This window comes from Martinezella hainanensis, assembly GCF_900094555.1.
GTDB classification, from domain to species: domain Bacteria; phylum Pseudomonadota; class Alphaproteobacteria; order Rhizobiales; family Rhizobiaceae; genus Rhizobium; species Rhizobium hainanense.
On record NZ_FMAC01000005.1, the window covers coordinates 277,045 to 294,344 of the forward strand.

Genomic DNA, 17,300 nt, shown 5'->3' on the forward strand with positions numbered 1-17,300 from the left:
CCACAGCCCCGGATTTCGCGCCCTTCGCAGCCTATTTGCTAACGGAAATCAGCCAGTCGCGAAATATCTCCGCTTCGCTGGAAAGGCGGTCGGCCGGCAGCAGCCAGTAGCTTTTGTCGGTATCCAATGACGTGTCGGACAGGGTAACCAATGTGCCATTGGTGAGTTCGTCTGAGATCAAGGCCGTCGGGCAGAGGCCGATGCCTTGCCCGCCGATCACGGATCCGATCATCAATCCGAAATCGGCAAAGATCGGACCGGGTTTCAGAGGCCGGCGGATATTCTCAAGCGCAAACCATTGTGTCCAGGCGGCCGTCGTTTCATCATGCAGGAGGTCGAGATCGAGAAGATCGGCCGGCCTTCTGATCGGTCCGTGACGACGCTCGTACTCCGCAGAGCAGGTTGGCCGCGTTTCGGCGGGCAATAGGGAAACCGCATTGACCGCCGGCCTTGGTCCATGGCGGATCAACAGATCGACGCTTGCCGCCTCCGGCGTCCTCGCATCGAGTGCATAGACGATATTGATCTGAATTTCGGGGTATTGCTTCTTGAACGCCTGCAGCCGCGGTATCAGCCAACGGGTGGCGACGGAAGCAATACACGCCACGCTGACAGGCCGGTTGGTGCCGGCAAGCCGCAACTTCCGGGCGGCGATGTCGATTTGTCCGAGACCGCTTGCAACCACCGCTCCGAATTCGCGACCGGCTATCGTCGCCGTGACACCGCGGGCATGACGCGTAAAGAGCTTGATACCGAGCCATTCCTCCAGCGCACGCACATGCTGGCTCACGCCCGCGGCGGTGAGATTGAGTTCAGCAGCCGCCTTGGCGAAACTCTCATGACGAATGGCGGCCTCGAAGGCTCGAAGGGAGGCAAGCGGGACATGTTGCATGTTCATAAGGCTAAGTAAGACTTAGCCAAAGCGCAAGCCCGATCACCGTTGCGCAGGGGCCTGATATCCTTACAGTGCTGCCATAATGAATGTCTCGGCCCTAAATCGGTGAGGAATGAAAAGTCATCATGAGCAGTAGTTTCGATATGCCCGTTCCCGCTGATGCCGAGGAGCGGCGCGGCAAGCCACCCGTTGTCGTCTATCCGAACGGGACGCTACCGCCGGCCGACATGGATATGCTGCAAGCGGCAAGGCAAACCATGACTAAAACGGCCGAAACCATCGTGGCCCCGCGCGAAGGCGGTAGTTTTCGCGTGCCGAAGGGACATTTCTTCCGCATTGTCAGCGTGGAGGGATCACAGGTAGGCGATCTCAATCTGTGGAATGCGGCTGATCTCTCGGAGCGATTCTTCAGCGGCAAGACGCGCGCGCTGCACGCAACCCATGTCGGTGTCGGCGATCGGCTGTGGAGCACGTTGCCTTATCTGCGGTCAATGGCAACGATAACCCATGATACGCTCGGCTGGTATGGCTGGGACGCGGATGGGGCCGGCGTTCACGACGTCATCGGTACGCGCTGCGATCCCTACACGAATCGACTCCTGAAGGGCGATGATTATCATCATTGCTGCCATTCGAACCTGTCGCGCGCGCTTGCCAAGGAAATGGATATCTCCGTTCAGGAGGCGGAATTCCATGTTCACGATGTGCTGAACGTCTTCATGTGCACCGGCTTTACCCGCGATACCCACCAATATTTCATGAAGGCAAGCCCGGTGCGGCCGGGCGATTTCATTGAGTTCTTTGCTGAGATCGATCTTCTCGGCGCGCTTTCAGCCTGCCCAGGTGGTGATTGTGGCAGCGAGCACTCGAGCGATACGGTGCCCTGTTATCCGTTGCTGGTCGAAATCTGGCGGCCCGAGCCTGAAAGCCTTGTTGGGCGAATATTCCCGGAACGCAATGCCTATCCGAGGACGCACGGCCTGTAAGCTCGGCCATCGGCGGCTTTAAAAAAAACATTGCCGGCGGTGTTCTCCGCCGGCAATGCAAAAAGCATCCATCAAGCCAAGCGCACGAGGGCGAGGCTCGACTGATTTGTTAGTTACAAACGCGAACGCGCTCGTAATGCCAACCGTCGTCATACTGGTTCTCGACCTGGCGGCTTTCGAACCAGCATCTCGGCGGCGGCGGCGCTACTTCGTACACCGGACCCCTGTTGGCAAGGGCGCCGCCAACGATCAGGCCGCCGAGGAGACCCGCGGCAACACCGCCGGCGATCGCGCCGCCATTGCCATGGTGATGATGGCGACGCCAATCGTCATGGCCACGCCAGTCGCCGCGATAGGGACCGCGGCCGTCGTAATACTGCGCCTGTGCGTTGGTGACTGGCGCCAATGCGCCGCCTACCACTGCAGCGGCCAGCATAACCGTAAGAACCGTCTTCTTTATCATGACTACCTCCAAAGCAGCCTTTGTGCTCAGCGAAATACGCGAGTCATCTAATCAACGTATTAAGCATGATTATGTTCAGCTGAATATTTTATGAATGCGCCGTTCATCATGCGATAGACGGCAAAATCGCGCGTCTCAATGGCCTCTGATGGGGGGATCTTGTCAATTTGAAGGCACTCGTCGCGTCGCTTCGATCCATTCGCGTGTTCGCGATTCGGGGTCAGGATTACGCGTGATGTCGGTCACGACGGCGGCAATGTCGGCGCCGTGCCCGAATACACCGGCAAGGCGTTCGACGCTCAGGCCGCCGATCGCCACGAGCGGTATATTGCCGATGCGGGCCTTCCACTGGCCGATGCGCTCCAGCCCCTGTGGTGCCCAGGGCATGGCCTTGAGAATGGTCGGATAGATCGGTCCAAGCGCTATGTAATCGGGTTCGGCAGCAAGCGCCGTTGCCAATTCCGCCTGGTCGTGCGTCGACAGCCCAAGCTTCAATCCGGCTGCACGAATAGCAGTGAGGTCGGCGGTAGCGAGATCCTCCTGGCCGAGATGGATGAAATCGCAGCCCTCCTCGATCGCCAGCTGCCAATAGTCATTGACGATCAATTGGCACTCATGCGCGGCGCAAATTGCCTTCGATTCGCGAATTTCCGCACGGATCTCAGGCGTTGAGCGATCCTTGACGCGCAACTGTACCAGTTTGACGCCGAGCGGCACGAGCCGCCTTATCCAGGCGGCGCTATCGATGATCAGATAGAATGGGTCCAACATCATGAGAAAACTGCCTTTCCAATGACGGGTGTCGATGGCACGGCCATGTCGCGCGGTTCCAGCATGCCAGCGCCAAATGCCTGACTGCCGGCATCAATCGCCCTGGCGAAAGCCTCCGCCATCGTCGCCGGATCGCCGGCGCCGGCAACGGCTGTGTTCAAGAGCACGGCATCGAAACCCAGTTCCATGACGGTGGTCGCGTGCGACGGCCTGCCGATGCCGGCATCCACAATCAGCGGCACCTCGGGAAAATGTGCCCGCATCGAGCGTAGAGCTGAGAGATTGAGCGGTCCCGCTGCCGTTCCGATCGGCGCGCACCAGGGCATCAGCACCTTGCATCCGGCTTCCAGCAGTCGTTCGGCGACGACGAGATCGTCCGTCGTGTAAGGGAAGACCTCGAATCCTTCATCGGTGAGGATTTTTGCTGATTCCAGCAGCGCGAAGACATCGGGCTGCAGCGTATCGTGGTTGCCGATCACCTCTAGCTTGATCCAGTTGGTCCGGAAGACTTCGCGCGCCATTTTCGCCGTTAGCACTGCCTCGGAAACGCCGTGGCAGCCGGCGGTATTGGGAAGGACGCGAACGCCGAGCCCGCGAATCATCTCGAAGAATGCCCCGCCATTGCGCCCGCCGGCCGTTTCCCGTCGTAGCGACACGGTCACGATGCCGGTTTGCGAACGCTTGACAGCTTCCGCCAGCACGGCCGGGGAGGGGTAGCGCGCCGTGCCGAGAAGGAGGCGTGATGCGATTTGGGTTCCGTAGAGTTCGAGCACGGTCAGCCTCCCTGCATTGGCGTGAGGATTTCGATTCTGTCATTGTCGGCTAATGTATGGTCGCTGCGCTCGTCGCTATGGACGAGCTCGCCGTTGACGGCGGTTGCCAGCCATTCGCCCTCGTATTCGAGCACAGCGAGAAGCTGCGAGAGCGTGGTTGCGTCGACGATCTGTGCTTCGCCATTGATGATCAGGCGCATTGGCGGCTCCTGTCGCTGGTGTGTCGGGAAAAGATGAGATCGGCGGCTTCTTCGGCCATCGCTGGCGCAAGCAGGAAGCCATGGCGATAAAGGCCGTTGATAAGGGTGGTTTTGCCTTGCCGCGTCACCCGCGGAAGATTGTCAGGAAAGGCGGGGCGGATGCCGGCGCCGGTTTCGACCACGGCGGCTTCGGCAAAGGCCGGGTGCAGCGCATAGGCTGCATTCAAGAGCTCCATCAGCGAACGGGCGGTGATCGGCCCTTTGAAGTCGGTCTCGATCATCGTCGCACCAACCATGAACAGGCCTTTGCCGCGCGGCACGATATAGACGGGAAAGCGTGGATGCAGCAGGCGGACAGGCCGCGAAAGCAAGACCTCCTCGCTCTGCAGATAAAGCATTTCGCCACGCACGCCGCGCAAATCGCGCATGTGGCCGATGTGGGCTCCCCCCGTGCAGTCGACGATTTCAGAGAAACCGCCGTCGTCCGCCAGCTCGTCGATAAAGATGACGCCTTGCGCAGACAGATCGTCCTTCAGCGATTGCAGAACCTTGCGGGGATCGAGATGCGCCTCCTGCGGAAAGAACAGGCCGTGCCGAAAACGGCCGGCAAGCGACGGCTCAAGGGCGGCGATTTCTCCTTCGTCCACCCAGCGATAGCCAGTCGTGCGGCTGGCGAATCGCTTCAGCTCGTTCTGGTCGCGGTTCGGCGCGACGACGAGGGTTCCGTTGCAGACGACCTTGCCGGGTAGAATCGCCTCCCATCGCTCGGCAGCATCGCGGCCGCGCTCCAGCACGACTGCATCGGCGCTTTCGCGCTCGCACCATGGCGCGAGCATCCCGCCGGCGAGCCAGGAGGCGGCACGGCCGAAGTTACGGCTTGGGTCCGAAATTGTGACTTCAGCCCCGTGCCGCATCAGTTCGTGGGCAACCGTGAGGCCGGCAACGCCGGCCCCTTTGACGAGAACGCGCATGTCACTCGGCCGGGTGGGTGGTGGTGTCGACCGGCATATAGAGGTCTCCGCCCTCCCGATATTTGGCTGCCATGGCTTCCAGCCCTTCCTTCTGCGCTTCGGCGCGAATGTCGTGTGAAATCCGCATCGAGCAGAATTTCGGACCGCACATCGAGCAGAAATGCGCCACCTTGTGGGCTTCCTTCGGCAGGGTCTCGTCATGGAAGCTGCGGGCGGTGTCCGGGTCGAGCGACAGGTTGAACTGATCCTCCCAGCGGAACTCGAACCGGGCGCGCGACAGGGCGTCGTCACGCACCTGGGCGGCCGGATGACCCTTGGCGAGATCGGCTGCATGGGCTGCGATCTTGTAGGTGATGACGCCGGTCTTGACGTCGTTGCGGTCGGGCAGGCCGAGATGCTCCTTCGGGGTGACGTAGCAGAGCATCGCCGTGCCGAACCAGCCGATCATGGCGGCACCGATGCCGGAGGTAATGTGGTCGTAGCCCGGTGCGATATCCGTCGTCAGCGGTCCCAGCGTGTAGAAGGGCGCTTCGCCGCAGACGGCGAGCTGCTTGTCCATGTTTTCCTTGATCTTGTGCATCGGCACATGGCCGGGGCCCTCGATCATCACCTGGCAATCTTTTGCCCAGGCGATCTTCGTCAACTCGCCAAGCGTTTCGAGTTCGGCAAATTGCGCGGCGTCGTTGGCGTCGGCGATCGAGCCGGGGCGCAGACCGTCACCGAGTGAGAAGGAGACGTCATAGGCGCGGCAGATATCGCAGATTTCCTCGAAATGCTCGTAAAGGAAGCTCTCGCGATGGTGATGAAGACACCACTTGGCCATGATCGAGCCGCCGCGCGAGACGATGCCGGTGACACGATTGACGGTGAGCGGAATGTAATGCAGCCGCACGCCGGCATGGATGGTGAAATAGTCGACGCCCTGTTCGGCCTGCTCGATCAGCGTGTCGCGATAGACCTCCCAGGTCAGTTCCTCGGCAATGCCGCCGACCTTTTCCAGCGCCTGATAGAGCGGCACCGTACCGATCGGCAGCGGGGAATTGCGGATGATCCATTCGCGGATGTTGTGGATATTGCGGCCGGTCGAGAGATCCATGACGGTATCGGCACCCCAGCGGGCGGCCCAGACCATCTTCTCGACCTCTTCCGCCATCGAGGAGGTAACGGCGGAATTGCCGATATTGGCGTTGATCTTCACCAGGAAGTTCCGGCCGATGATCATCGGCTCGCTTTCGGGGTGATTGATGTTGGCCGGGATGATCGCACGTCCGGCGGCAACCTCCTGGCGAACGAACTCCGGCGTGACATGGTCGGGAATATGGGCGCCAAAACTCTCGCCGTCGCGAATCAGCGCTTCGACTTTCGCCTTGCGGCCGAGATTCTCGCGGATGGCGATGAATTCCATCTCGGGCGTGATGATGCCGGCGCGCGCATAGGCGAGCTGTGTGACCGCTTTGCCGTCCTTTGCCCGCAGCGGCTGGCGCTTGGCGGGAAATTCCGGCGTCAGTCGATCGCCGCTGACGAAGCCGTTGTCTTCGGGGCGCACATGGCGGCCCCCATAGGCCTCGACATCACCGCGCGCGAGCACCCAGTCACGGCGAAGCTGCGACAGGCCCTGTTCGATGCGGATATCGGCGCCGTCGATCGTATAGGGACCGGAGGAATCGTAGACAATGACGGGCGGCTCGCCCGATGTCGGATGGACGCTGATTTCGCGCATCGGCACGCGGATGTCTGTGTGAATGTCCCCGGGGACATAGATCTTGCGCGACGCCGGCAGCGGGCCTGTGGTGACGGTTGGGGTGAGATTCTTTGCGGCAATGTTCATGGTTTGAGGCTCCAAGTTGCAGTTGGAGACCCAGTCAATCAGCCGGAATGATGGAAAGACGCCGGCATGGAATCCACGCGGGAATCCGTAGCCTTCGAGCGCTCGCACCGTCCCTACGCCAGTATGAACTGGATCAGGTTCAACGGGTCACTGCGCCCACAATCGGCAAAGCCGCATTGTTCAGCAGTATCTCAGCCCCTTGCCGGGACCCCCCTGGTGAATGTCGAAAAGGCTATGCCTTACTGTTATCCTCTGTCAACCCCACAGCGATGGTCGCATCGTTCGGGAGATTGAGCGCTGCCGCCTCTAGTTGATCACAACCTTCGCGTGCTTTTTAGTAGCGTGGTGCGGTATTGCCGACGAAGCGATGAGGGCCGGTATGGGAAAGCTTGCTGGCGGTATCGAGCCAGATCTTGCCGCCAAGCGCTCGCCAGCGGTGACAGAAGGCAAAATCCTCGCTGAGATAAATTCCCGTTCCTTCCTCGACCATGCATTCGAATAGGGCATATTGCGTGCTCGGCGAACGTTTTGTGCTGGGATAGGCGTGGATTGCGTTGTAGCGCAGTTCGGGATAGGCGGCGATCATTCTCTCGATGACGTTGCGCTTGATTAGAAGCATGCCCGTCCCTGCATAGACGGCGCTGACGAAATCGCCTTCACGCTCGGCAATCTGGCCGACAAGCGGGGTTCCGACATAATGAAGTGCGGCGGCCGCAAGGGTTTCGCCGTTTGGTGAATTGATGCGGGCCGCCGTCTCCCAATCATAATCCTTGATCGGATACATGGCGGCGACGACATCCTTGTCGGCGTCCAGCAGCCTCATGACCTGATCGGGCTCGAAGCTGATGTCGGCGTCGATGAAGAGCATATGGGTTGCTGTCGTGTCGTTCAGGAAGGACGAAACAAGCGTGTTGCGGCTGCGGGTGATCAGGGCGTCATTGCCGAGCAGAGCTAGGGTTAGTTGTATGCCTGCCTGTGCTCCAGTCTGCATCAGTGAAAAAATGGACTGCATATAGTCCTTGGTAACGAGGCCACCGAAGCAAGGGGTCGCTATGAAGATCAGCCGATTCTCATTCATTCGCGATTTTCCCTCTCTGATGGCGCGACTCGGCGGAATCTAGGGAAATTCAATATTTCTGTGTGTACCGAATTATTGAAATTTGTTGCTGATCTTTGCTCAAGCCGACTGGCGGAGGCGTCCTAGCCGTGCCGCCATCGATTGCCCACATCGCGTTGGCCCCAGATATGGTGACGATCCTGCTTGGCGGGGGCTTTCACGAACAGGTGTCTCTTTGCGATCGTTGCGAGGTGCCGCCTTGGCCTGCTGTCGCGAGTTGCATTTAAGCAACAGCGCCCAAGACTAACGTCTCGGCACGTTTCATATAATTGACAAACATACGGGCTGTTTGTAAATCCAATGCAGGACATAAGTTGTCTTACGGTCGAGCAATCGGTCGGATCGGTAGAGGCATTTCAAAACCTTTTACCGCGGGGGTAATCATGAAGGTTCGAGGGGACTCAAGCCAACATCAGGTGCGTATTTGCCGGACTGCCCGGTCGTGTTTAGACCAAACCGATCGCTTGGGTAGTGTTCAAGTTCTGCGCTCGCGGTAAAATAGAAGTGCATATTACAACCAGGAGTTTAATTATGAACATCAAGAGCCTTCTTCTCGGCTCCGCTGCTGCGCTTGCAGCAGTATCCGGTGCTCACGCGGCTGATGCTATCGTAGCAGCTGAGCCGGAGCCGCTGGAATACGTCCGTATCTGCGACGCATACGGTGCTGGCTACTTCTTCATTCCGGGCACGGAAACCTGCCTCAAGATCGGCGGCCGCGTCCGTACTGAAGGCGAGTGGTACGATGCCTACAACCCGAACAGCAAGAACGGTACGCTGTGGCACACCCGTGCAGAGCTGAGCGTCGACACCGCGACCGACACCGAATACGGCCCGCTCAAGACTAACACGGTCATCCGTTGGGACTGGAACGACGGCAACTCCACCTCCACGAAGCTGCTGTTCGCTAACATCAGCCTCGGTGGTTTCCTCGTCGGTAAGGCAGACTCGCAGTATAACTCCTACATCGGTTATGCCGGCGACGTCATCAACGACGACGTGATCTATGACGGCCCGTACGAACTCAACCAGTTGACCTACAACTACGATGCCGGCAACGGCTTCACGGCTGTCATCTCGCTCGAAGACACCAACTCCAGCGGCTCGGGCGCTGCCTACGGCGCAAGCTGGGCATCCGACGACAAGGCCAACCACTACGCTCCTGACGTTGTTGCCGGTGCTGGCTTCAAGTCCGGCGCATGGGGCTTCAAAGTCGTCGGCGGTTACGACTCGATCAACGAAGAAGGCGCTATCAAGGCTCGCGTCGATGCCGACTTCGGCACCTTCTCGGCCTTCTTGATGGGCGGCTGGAACACCAACGGCGACAACCTCAACAAGTACGCTGGCACCAACCTCGATCGCTCGGCTTGCCCGGCTAACGATCCATCGAAGTGCGGCTGGGGTGACTGGGCAGTTTGGGGCGGCGTTGGCGTTCCGATCAACGAAAAGCTGAAGTGGAACCTGCAGCTCGCCTACACCGACTCCAAGATCTTCGCCGCTACGACGAACGTCAAGTGGAACCCGGTTAAGAACCTGCTCATCGAGCCGGAAGTCTCCTACACCAACTTCGATTCTGTGAACCAGGATCAGTGGGCTGGTATCCTGCGCTTCGAACGCGCCTTCTAATATTGAGTTATCCGGCTCAATGCCGGGTAAGAGAAGCCTGACGTTCCAATCCGTCAGGCTTCTTTCATCGATCGGTTGACCTCCGATCAAAGCAAAGGATCTGGCTTTCCCTCCGGATCCTTTTTTATTTGCAGGCTTTGAGGAATCGGTTCGGTCTCGCAGACGCTTAGAACCGCTCTCGATGGTTTTCTTAATTTCTGAAGGGAAAACCGCTATGCGCCTTTCCCGGAATCGTTAGATCGCGGTAATCGCCAGCTCCTGCGTCTGGGCCAGCGGGAACCACGTCTTCAGCACCATCTTTATGAACATCTGTCCGCACGGGACCAGTTCGAAACTGCCCCGATCGATCGTCCATTCGGTGATCAGGCCGCCGATGACCGCTGTCAAGGCGGAAGCGGCCGTATCTGGCGTCCAGGGAGCCGGAAGTTTCGTCTTTTCATCCATCAGGGTGAAAATGCGTTCGAAATTTTCGTGCATGTCATGCCTGAACGAGCTCGCCCGGCTTGTCGTCCCGTCGCAAAATGCCATGTCGAGATGCATCATCACCTTCAACATGCTGCGCTTGCGCGGATCGCCGTGAACGTCGTCGAATATCGCAGCTATCGTATCGGCGATCAGATCGAGCGGATTTGGCGGCAGCTCCTTGGACATCCGCTCCGCCAATTCCTGAAACGGCTGCTGGGCCTCGTCGCGAATCGCGAACATCAGCCCCTGCTTGTTCTTGAAATGCCAGTGCACTGCCCCCCGCGTGACACCGGCGGCTGCGGCTATCTCTTCGAGGCTGACATTCTCGTAGCCTTTGTCAAGGAACAGAGCCTTTGCAGACTGCAAAATCTCGTTCCTCGTCTCCGCCGCCTCCTCCTTAGTTCGCCTCATTCACCTCTCCACAGAAACTGATGTTCAAGCTGTGCCCCTCTTTTTGATATTCTCTATCCATCAATGCCGCTCAGTGCTGGAGCCCATATACCAGCAATGCTCAACAGAGTGGCGGAATTTATATATTCCCTAAAAATTGAGGAAGGAAATCGCAATAGGATGTGTTCGTCAAGCGTCTATAAGCCACGCGCAAGTTTCCTTGTGCAATTTCCCCACGTTGGGAAGTGAAAATCGAAAATGTGCAGATGCCAATATAGCCATGATGGCGACATACATATTGGTGGGGTGATCCCGGGTATGCTTGCTCTGGAAAAGATGCATCGGTCAAGTTGGGGCGCAAGACGCGTTTGATCGGGGCATTCGCAAGTCCATCCGCTCATATCGATTATCGAAGCCATGCCTCCGCCTCAACGCGGCCGGGCCTGGCATCGATTGTGTTCAAGTCGCGTACGCATAAGCCATCTGAGTTCCTCTCAACGCTCGTATCTGGAGGCCCCAATGACGAGCATCTACTCGATCTCATCGAGCAATTACTATCAATACCAGACCTCGCGCTCGACAGCGTCGACGACTGACGATTCCATTGCATCTCTGCTGTCCGACAGCTCCTCCGGCAATTCGTCGGGTAGTTCTTCCGGCACGAGTTCCTCTTCCTCGTCCTCTTCGGACGATCAGTCGCAGATTGCCTCGGCTGAACAGCTCGTCGCGCAGCTGATGAACATGATTCTCAATCTGCAAGCCGGCATGGGCAGCGATAGCTCGACATCGGGATCAGACAGCAATTCCAGCAGTTCGACGTCAAGTACTCAGCAGACTTCCGCAACTGGCAGCCAGGACAACAGCCAAAGCGATATGATCAGCGCCATGGACAGCAATGGCGACGGAAATATCAGCGAAGCCGAATTCGTGGCTGCGCGCCCGTCGGACGTCAGCGAAACCCAGGCACAGCAGCTGTTCCAGAGCTTCGACACCGGCAATACCGGCTCACTCACCGAAGCGCAGCTTGCGAAAGCCATGCAGGCAGGCCAGCAGCAACCCCCACCACCACCGGGTGGCCAGATGAGCGGCGATGACCTCTCTGCCGCGTTTTCCTCCATGGATACGAACGGCGACGGTAGCGTCAGCGAATCCGAATTCGTGGCCGCCCGTCCTTCCGACGTAAGCGAAGACCAGGCAACGTCGCTGTTCAAGAGCCTCGACACGTCCGGTTCCGGGTCGTTGACGCAGACCCAGTTCGAACAGGCCATGAAGGCACAGCAATCGCAGTTGCCGGATTTCGGAAGCCTCTACTCGACCAATGAGCAGGATTTGACGACGACGAGCGATCTGCTGACGCTCTGATCGGACGAGAACTTTAGCAATTGATCATGCGAAGTGCCGGCAAACCCGGGCAGAAGAGATTGAAACTTCTGTCTCCGGGTGAGCCGGCCCTTCTTTTCCTGCTTGGCAGATGGCCTCTGGGCTTGGAAAGAAAATTCGAAAAGCCTTGACCTGCAAGCGACGGAATTCGGCTAGTGCGGCGTTCAATCCTTGTGAACCTGTGTTTGACATCGAAGGATGATACGCTGACCGAGATGCTGCGATCCAAGTGGCGCCGCTTGCCGGAGTTGACGGCAAGGCGGGATTTGCCGGCCAACAGGCCGGAGCCCGCGTGCCATGCCGGTATCGCAGGAAACTGGAGCGGTGGCGATTGTCGATGAAGTGGGATCGCGCGCCCAAGAGTGGCGACCCGGATGAGGATCTGCTCGGTAGCATCGCTGCGGGCGACGTTCCGGCGATGCGCATGATGATAACGCGGCAGTTGCCTCGCATCGTTGCCGTGGCAACCCGCATGCTTGGCGATGCGGCCGAGGCCGAGGATGTGGCGCAGGAGACGTTTCTGCGCGTCTGGCGCAATGCCGGCGGCTGGCGACAGGGCAATGCCCGTTTCAGCACCTGGGTGCATCGCGTGGCGACCAACCTCTGTTACGATCGCCTGCGGCGTCGCAAGGACGTTCTTGCCGAGCATCCACCCGATATCGAGTATGAAGGGCCGGCGCCGGATGCGGGTTTGATGAGCGAGGACGATCCGTCCAAGCGTGTGGAGCGGGCCATGCAGATGATCGCGCCCAGGCAGCGCGAGGCGATCATTCTGGTTTATTATCAGGCGCTGTCGAATGCCGAAGCAGCTGAAGTCATGGATGTCAGCGTCGACGCACTGGAAAGCCTGCTTGCGCGTGGAAGGCGCTCCTTGCAGGTGCTTTTGTTGAAGGAACAGGGCGATGGTTGAGAATATCGCGGGTCCGATGAATGCCGAACGGTTTGAGGCGCTGACTGCGGCCTATGGCGGCGATATCGGCCGATGGCCGCAGGCGGAGCGCGCGGCTGCGCGGGATTTTGCCAAGAACCCCGCCGCCGCAGAAACGCTTGCCCGCGCCGCCGATCTGGATGCATTGCTCGACACATACGTCGTGAAGCCCCGCCACGCCGGCCTGGAGGAGCGAATTCTCGCAAAGCTCGTTCGCCGCCTGACGATACGAAACTGGTTCCGGTTCGGCTCTGCCGGCATCGGCCTCGTGGGGGTCGGCATAGCCGGCGCGCTTGCCGGCAGCATTGCCATTGCCGTCTTGGCTCCGAGCTTGACGTCCGACACCTCAGTCGTCTCCGATGGAACCGCGACCATGTTCGGCGATATCGGGCCGGACGCGGGTATAGCGCAGCAGGACAGCCAATGACGGATCGCAGCTTTCGAATAGTGGTCATTTCTCTTTTGGTACTGAACACGTTCCTGATCGGAGCGTTGGCCGGCGGCGGGCTGACCTGGATACGCAAGACCCAGGCGCGGGCCGGAATGATGCCGCTAGCCGGCGAGCAATTGCCTTCGGCGCAGAAGAAGGCTTTGCGCGCGGCGCTCAATGAGGCACGCAAGGACGAACGTCAGATCATTCTCGAGGCACAGCAGGCCAAAGTCGACGCTGCCTCCATTCTTGGGCAGCCGACGCTGGATAAGGAGGCACTCTCGGCGGCGCTGGCAAGGGCGCGCGATGCCGACATCGCCTTGAGGGCGAAGCTGGAGCAGCGTGCAGTCGATTTTGCAGCAGGGCTCTCCTATGACGAGCGTCGAGCGCTCGCCGAAAGTCTGGTCCGCCGTAGCATGCCGAAGGCTGCTGCCACAAAATGATCACACTTGCCGAGCGACGGATCGAAACCAAGCCTGCGTTAAAGGAGCATGTTTGATGCAGGAGTTGGCAAGGCCATGGCTCAGCAGTCCAATGATGTTTACGCCGCGCTCGCTCTTTCCCGCTTTGGGCTAGGGGCAGACCACAACGGCACCACCTCGATCGCGGCTGATCCGCGGGGTGCGTTGCTGGAAGAAATCACCGAGCGTTTCGTCCCGGTTCCGGTCGGGCCGCAGCTGCAATCCACGGCGGATCTTCTCGTTTCTCTCTACGCATTCCAGGAACAGCGCAAGGAGGCGAGGCAGCAGGCCGCAGCCGCTGTCGCCGCGGTGCCGCAGGACAAGCAGATGCAAGGCCCTCAGCAGCCGCAGAAGCCGCCGGTACAGCCTTCCGGCGCAATGGCAGGGCAGCCCAACAATCAGGCCCAGCCGAATAACCAGGCCATGGCGGCGGTCATCGGCAAGGCAGTCGAGAAGCTGGAAAAGCCCGCAATGCCCTATCTGCCGCAGCAGATCCTGCTGGCTGAGGTGGATGCCCGCTTCAACGGCACGATCCGGCAACCATTGATCGGCTTCGGCGAGCGTCTCGCCATGTTCTGGGCAAACCATTTCGCTGTTGCCGTCTCGAAGAGCGAAGAGGTCCATATCGTCGCCGGCGCATTCGAGCGCGAAGCCATCCGCCCGCATGTCTTCGGACGCTTTGCCGACATGCTGCTCGCCGTCGAGACTCATCCGGCCATGCTCGGCTATCTCGACAACCAGCAATCGATCGGGCCAAATTCCAAGGCCAACGCCAACAAGAAGCGCGGCCTCAACGAGAACCTCGCGCGCGAGACGCTGGAGCTGCACACGCTCGGCGTCAATGGCGGCTATACGCAGACCGATGTGACAACGCTTGCCAAGATCATCACCGGTTGGACGGTGGCGCGCGCCGAGGGCAAGCTCGGGACGCCCGGCACCTTCGTCTTCAACGCCGGCGCCCATGAGCCTGGCGACCAGACGTTGCTCGGTCTTACCTATGCCGACAATGGTGTGGGGCAGGGGCGCGAAGCGCTGCGCGATCTCGCCCGCCATCCGGCGACGGCGCAGCATATTGCCACCAAGCTTGTTCGGCATTTCGTCGCCGATACGCCGCCGCCAGGGCTTGTGCAGACCGTCGCCACGACCTTCAGCAAGACGGATGGCGATCTTTCGGCCGTCTATCGAGCGCTCGTCGGCTCCGACGATGCGTGGAACCCGACACTCTCAAAGGTTCGCTCGCCCCTGGAATTCATGACCGCGCTTCTGCGGGCAAGCGGCGAGACGCCGAAGCCGAACGTCATTCTTGGCGCCTTGACCGCCATGGGCCAGCCCTTCTGGGCGCCGGCCGGCCCCAATGGCTTTGCAGACACCGTCGATGTCTGGGCCTCCAGCGAGAGCCTCAGCATGCGCATGGATGTCGCCAATATGATTGCCAACGCGGCGGCACCTCAAGTCGATCCTCGCCGCTTCGTTTCCGACAGCCTTGGGCCGCTTCTTTCGCAGGAAACGCTGCAGGCGGTATCGCGCGCGGAGACCCGAAACCAGGGTTTGACGATCGCTTATCTTTCCCCCGAATTTCAAAGGCGCTGACCATGACCTGCGAACTCATGACACCCACCCGTCGTGCTGTCCTTGGTGCTTCAGGCGCCTTGTTTGCCTGGGCTTTCATCCCGCGCTTTGCCCATGCCGCCGGCGGACGCGACCCGCGTTTCATCACGATCATTCTGCGTGGCGCGCTTGATGGATTGACGGCTGTCCCACCCGTTGGCGACCCTGATTATCAAGCGCTGCGGCAGTCGATCGCCATGACGACGAGCGGCCCGGAGGCGGCTCTTCCGCTCGACAGTTTCTTCGCGCTGCACCCTTCGATGCCGAATTTCAATCGGCTCTATCGTGCAGGTCAGGCGGCCGTCGTGCATGCCAGCGCGACGCCCTATCGCGACCGGTCGCATTTCGATGGGCAGGATGTGCTGGAATCTGGCTACGAAATGCCCGGCCGCGTCGATTCCGGCTGGCTGAACCGGATGCTGGAGGGCCTGCCGAAGGGCGACAAGGTTTCGCCCGGTTCGTCGGAGATCCGAGGCTTGTCGGTCGGTGCCAATGCACCGCTCGTCATTCGCGGCAAAGCGCCGGTGCTCGGCTGGTCGCCATCCAACCTGCAGCCGGTCAGCGACGACCTGCCGCCGCGCCTGATGGATCTCTATAATCACACCGATCCGCTTTTTGCGAAAATCCTCGCCGAGGGCATATCGACCGGCAAGATCGCCGCCGGCCTTGATGTCAAGGCAAGGGGCGGGCCAGGTGACCCAACGGGTATGGAACAGATGGCGAGAGGCGCAGCCCGGCTGTTGGCACAGGACGATGGCCCCCGCGTCGCAGCATTGGCCTTCGAAGGATGGGATACCCATGCCGGCGAGGTGGATCGGCTCAACAAGCTTCTTGTCGGTCTCGATAATTCCTTTGCTGCGTTCCAGCAGGAACTTGGCCCGGCCTGGAAGGATACAGCGATCCTCGTTGCGACCGAATTCGGCCGCACGGCGCAGGTCAACGGTACGCAGGGCACGGATCATGGCACTGGCACGGCCGCCTTCCTCGCCGGCGGCGCGATCAAGGGTGGCCGGGTGATTGCCGATTGGCCCGGTCTCAAGCAAGCGCAATTGCGCGATGGCCGCGATCTGGCCGCCACCACGGATCTACGCGCCGTCGTCAAGGGCATTGCAGTCGATCTGCTCGGTGCGTCACCGGCCGTCTTGGCGCGCGACGTCTTCCCAGGCTCCGATCATGTCCTGCCGATGAAAGGGCTGATCGTCTGAGCCAGGCTCCGATTGCGTGGTGTCGCAAGTGCATTCGCCACTTCGAAGCCCATGCCGGTATTGGCGCCGGTAACGACGAAAGTCTTGTTTGATTGATCGGGAACATCCGCCTGGGTGAAGCCGCTCATGGTTTCAGCTCCCGTTTGCGATGCCCGGCGCGGCACGTACAAAGGCTTGGTCTTTCACCTGGTCGACCAGGAATTTCGCCAGGTTGCCTCGGGATAGCGTCATGCTCAGCTTCGTTTTGCCATACCATCCCACATCGACGTGGCCGTTCGCAGGCGCATCTTTAAGATTGGGAATGCGTACCAGGGTCCAATCAAGGCCCGAGCCGACGATCAGTTCGGCGGTAGCCTTGATATCCTCATAGGCTCCGCGCACGATCACCTTGAATAACAGCACGAAGGCATGCGCTTTGAAGGCGAACCGGTCCCTGGGATCGTGATAGGCGGCCGTGGAAATCTGGATGAGCCGGCGCACGCCGGATTGCTTCATCGCGGCGATGATGTTGGACAAGCCGTGCATGACCGGCTTGTCCCCCTTCATCTTGAGGCTGTTGGGTCCGAGCGCACTGATGATGGCATCGGCGTTCTCCACGCACTTCGCAATGGCAGCCGCATCCTGCAGGTCGCCGACGACGTCATCGATCTTTCCGGTAAATTCAGACAGCTTGCTGGCGTCGCGAGTGTAGACGGACAGCTCGTATCCTCGGCTAAGCGCCTCGCGGATGATGTATTTCCCGGTCGGCCCTGTGCCTCCGAAGAGGGAGATTTTCATGGTTTTTCCCTGTCATTCAGCCAGCGAAA

At 59.8% G+C, this 17,300-nt stretch carries 19 protein-coding genes and 1 riboswitch; of the genes, 8 read left to right on the top strand and 11 right to left on the bottom strand.

Annotated elements, in window-relative coordinates; all coding sequences use genetic code 11:
- Nucleotides 1-31: 31 nt before the first annotated feature.
- Entirely contained in the window at nucleotides 32-892 is an 861-nt protein-coding gene (locus GA0061100_RS17895) for a LysR substrate-binding domain-containing protein (protein ID WP_075854321.1), read from the bottom strand.
- A 128-nt stretch (nucleotides 893-1,020) separates the two neighbouring features.
- Here GA0061100_RS17895 and GA0061100_RS17900 point away from each other — a divergent pair, with 128 nt between their 5' ends.
- The gene (locus GA0061100_RS17900; RefSeq protein WP_075854059.1) at nucleotides 1,021-1,881 is read left to right on the top strand and encodes an urea carboxylase-associated family protein; all 861 of its coding nucleotides are present in this window, start codon (nucleotides 1,021-1,023) and stop codon (nucleotides 1,879-1,881) included.
- A gap of 109 nt (nucleotides 1,882-1,990) precedes the next feature.
- On the opposite strand, the gene GA0061100_RS17905 is transcribed toward GA0061100_RS17900, so the two are convergent.
- From GA0061100_RS17905 to GA0061100_RS17935, 7 genes are all read right to left on the bottom strand, one after another.
- Nucleotides 1,991-2,344 carry a hypothetical protein gene (locus GA0061100_RS17905; protein WP_075854060.1) on the bottom strand — a complete coding sequence of 118 codons (354 nt, stop codon included), beginning with the start codon at nucleotides 2,342-2,344 and terminating at the stop codon, nucleotides 1,991-1,993.
- Between the two features lie 162 nt (nucleotides 2,345-2,506).
- Complete coding sequence (locus GA0061100_RS17910; RefSeq protein ID WP_075854061.1) at nucleotides 2,507-3,118, bottom strand: thiamine phosphate synthase; 612 nt, start codon at nucleotides 3,116-3,118, stop codon at nucleotides 2,507-2,509.
- The gene (locus GA0061100_RS17915; RefSeq protein WP_075854062.1) at nucleotides 3,115-3,888 is read right to left on the bottom strand and encodes a thiazole synthase; all 774 of its coding nucleotides are present in this window, start codon (nucleotides 3,886-3,888) and stop codon (nucleotides 3,115-3,117) included. The genes GA0061100_RS17910 and GA0061100_RS17915 overlap by 4 nt, the downstream gene beginning before the upstream one ends.
- A 2-nt stretch (nucleotides 3,889-3,890) precedes the next feature.
- The gene (gene thiS / locus GA0061100_RS17920) at nucleotides 3,891-4,088 is read right to left on the bottom strand and encodes a sulfur carrier protein ThiS (RefSeq protein ID WP_075854063.1); all 198 of its coding nucleotides are present in this window, start codon (nucleotides 4,086-4,088) and stop codon (nucleotides 3,891-3,893) included.
- Nucleotides 4,079-5,059, bottom strand: coding sequence for a glycine oxidase ThiO (gene thiO / locus GA0061100_RS17925; protein ID WP_075854064.1), 981 nt, complete (start codon nucleotides 5,057-5,059; stop codon nucleotides 4,079-4,081). The genes thiS and thiO overlap by 10 nt, the downstream gene beginning before the upstream one ends.
- Before the next feature lies 1 nt (nucleotide 5,060).
- Nucleotides 5,061-6,887: a phosphomethylpyrimidine synthase ThiC gene (gene thiC, locus GA0061100_RS17930; RefSeq protein WP_075854065.1), complete on the bottom strand. Its 1,827-nt coding sequence runs from the start codon at nucleotides 6,885-6,887 to the stop codon at nucleotides 5,061-5,063.
- 92 nt (nucleotides 6,888-6,979) lie between these two features.
- A riboswitch (TPP riboswitch) is annotated at nucleotides 6,980-7,112 on the bottom strand.
- 109 nt (nucleotides 7,113-7,221) lie between these two features.
- Nucleotides 7,222-7,965 (bottom strand): hypothetical protein, encoded by a 744-nt coding sequence (locus GA0061100_RS17935; RefSeq protein WP_075854066.1) that lies wholly within the window; start codon nucleotides 7,963-7,965, stop codon nucleotides 7,222-7,224.
- A 570-nt stretch (nucleotides 7,966-8,535) separates the two neighbouring features.
- Between GA0061100_RS17935 and GA0061100_RS17940 the strand changes: the two genes are divergently transcribed.
- Nucleotides 8,536-9,627 carry a porin gene (locus GA0061100_RS17940; RefSeq protein ID WP_075854067.1) on the top strand — a complete coding sequence of 364 codons (1,092 nt, stop codon included), beginning with the start codon at nucleotides 8,536-8,538 and terminating at the stop codon, nucleotides 9,625-9,627.
- Between the two features lie 234 nt (nucleotides 9,628-9,861).
- On the opposite strand, the gene GA0061100_RS17945 is transcribed toward GA0061100_RS17940, so the two are convergent.
- The gene (locus GA0061100_RS17945; protein WP_075854068.1) at nucleotides 9,862-10,503 is read right to left on the bottom strand and encodes a TetR family transcriptional regulator; all 642 of its coding nucleotides are present in this window, start codon (nucleotides 10,501-10,503) and stop codon (nucleotides 9,862-9,864) included.
- A 498-nt stretch (nucleotides 10,504-11,001) separates the two neighbouring features.
- Here GA0061100_RS17945 and GA0061100_RS17950 point away from each other — a divergent pair, with 498 nt between their 5' ends.
- From GA0061100_RS17950 to GA0061100_RS17975, 6 genes are all read left to right on the top strand, one after another.
- Nucleotides 11,002-11,844: an EF-hand domain-containing protein gene (locus GA0061100_RS17950; protein WP_075854069.1), complete on the top strand. Its 843-nt coding sequence runs from the start codon at nucleotides 11,002-11,004 to the stop codon at nucleotides 11,842-11,844.
- Nucleotides 11,845-12,199: 355 nt separating this feature from the next.
- A complete protein-coding gene (locus GA0061100_RS17955) occupies nucleotides 12,200-12,772 on the top strand; it encodes an RNA polymerase sigma factor (RefSeq protein WP_075854070.1) in 573 nt (190 codons plus the stop codon).
- A complete protein-coding gene (locus GA0061100_RS17960; protein ID WP_075854071.1) occupies nucleotides 12,765-13,217 on the top strand; it encodes a hypothetical protein in 453 nt (150 codons plus the stop codon). Before GA0061100_RS17955 ends, GA0061100_RS17960 begins: the two co-directional genes overlap by 8 nt.
- Complete coding sequence (locus GA0061100_RS17965) at nucleotides 13,214-13,663, top strand: periplasmic heavy metal sensor (protein ID WP_075854072.1); 450 nt, start codon at nucleotides 13,214-13,216, stop codon at nucleotides 13,661-13,663. Before GA0061100_RS17960 ends, GA0061100_RS17965 begins: the two co-directional genes overlap by 4 nt.
- Nucleotides 13,664-13,738: 75 nt before the next feature.
- Nucleotides 13,739-15,271, top strand: coding sequence for a DUF1800 domain-containing protein (locus tag GA0061100_RS17970; RefSeq protein WP_075854322.1), 1,533 nt, complete (start codon nucleotides 13,739-13,741; stop codon nucleotides 15,269-15,271).
- A 2-nt stretch (nucleotides 15,272-15,273) separates the two neighbouring features.
- Nucleotides 15,274-16,494 (top strand): DUF1501 domain-containing protein, encoded by a 1,221-nt coding sequence (locus tag GA0061100_RS17975; protein ID WP_075854073.1) that lies wholly within the window; start codon nucleotides 15,274-15,276, stop codon nucleotides 16,492-16,494.
- Here the strand turns inward: GA0061100_RS17975 and GA0061100_RS35005 are convergent.
- A complete protein-coding gene (locus tag GA0061100_RS35005; protein WP_208621560.1) occupies nucleotides 16,461-16,622 on the bottom strand; it encodes a hypothetical protein in 162 nt (53 codons plus the stop codon). The two genes, GA0061100_RS17975 and GA0061100_RS35005, sit on opposite strands and share 34 nt — an antisense overlap.
- Before the next feature lie 4 nt (nucleotides 16,623-16,626).
- Complete coding sequence (locus GA0061100_RS17980; RefSeq protein ID WP_075854074.1) at nucleotides 16,627-17,271, bottom strand: SDR family oxidoreductase; 645 nt, start codon at nucleotides 17,269-17,271, stop codon at nucleotides 16,627-16,629.
- Between the last annotated feature and the right edge of the window lie 29 nt (nucleotides 17,272-17,300).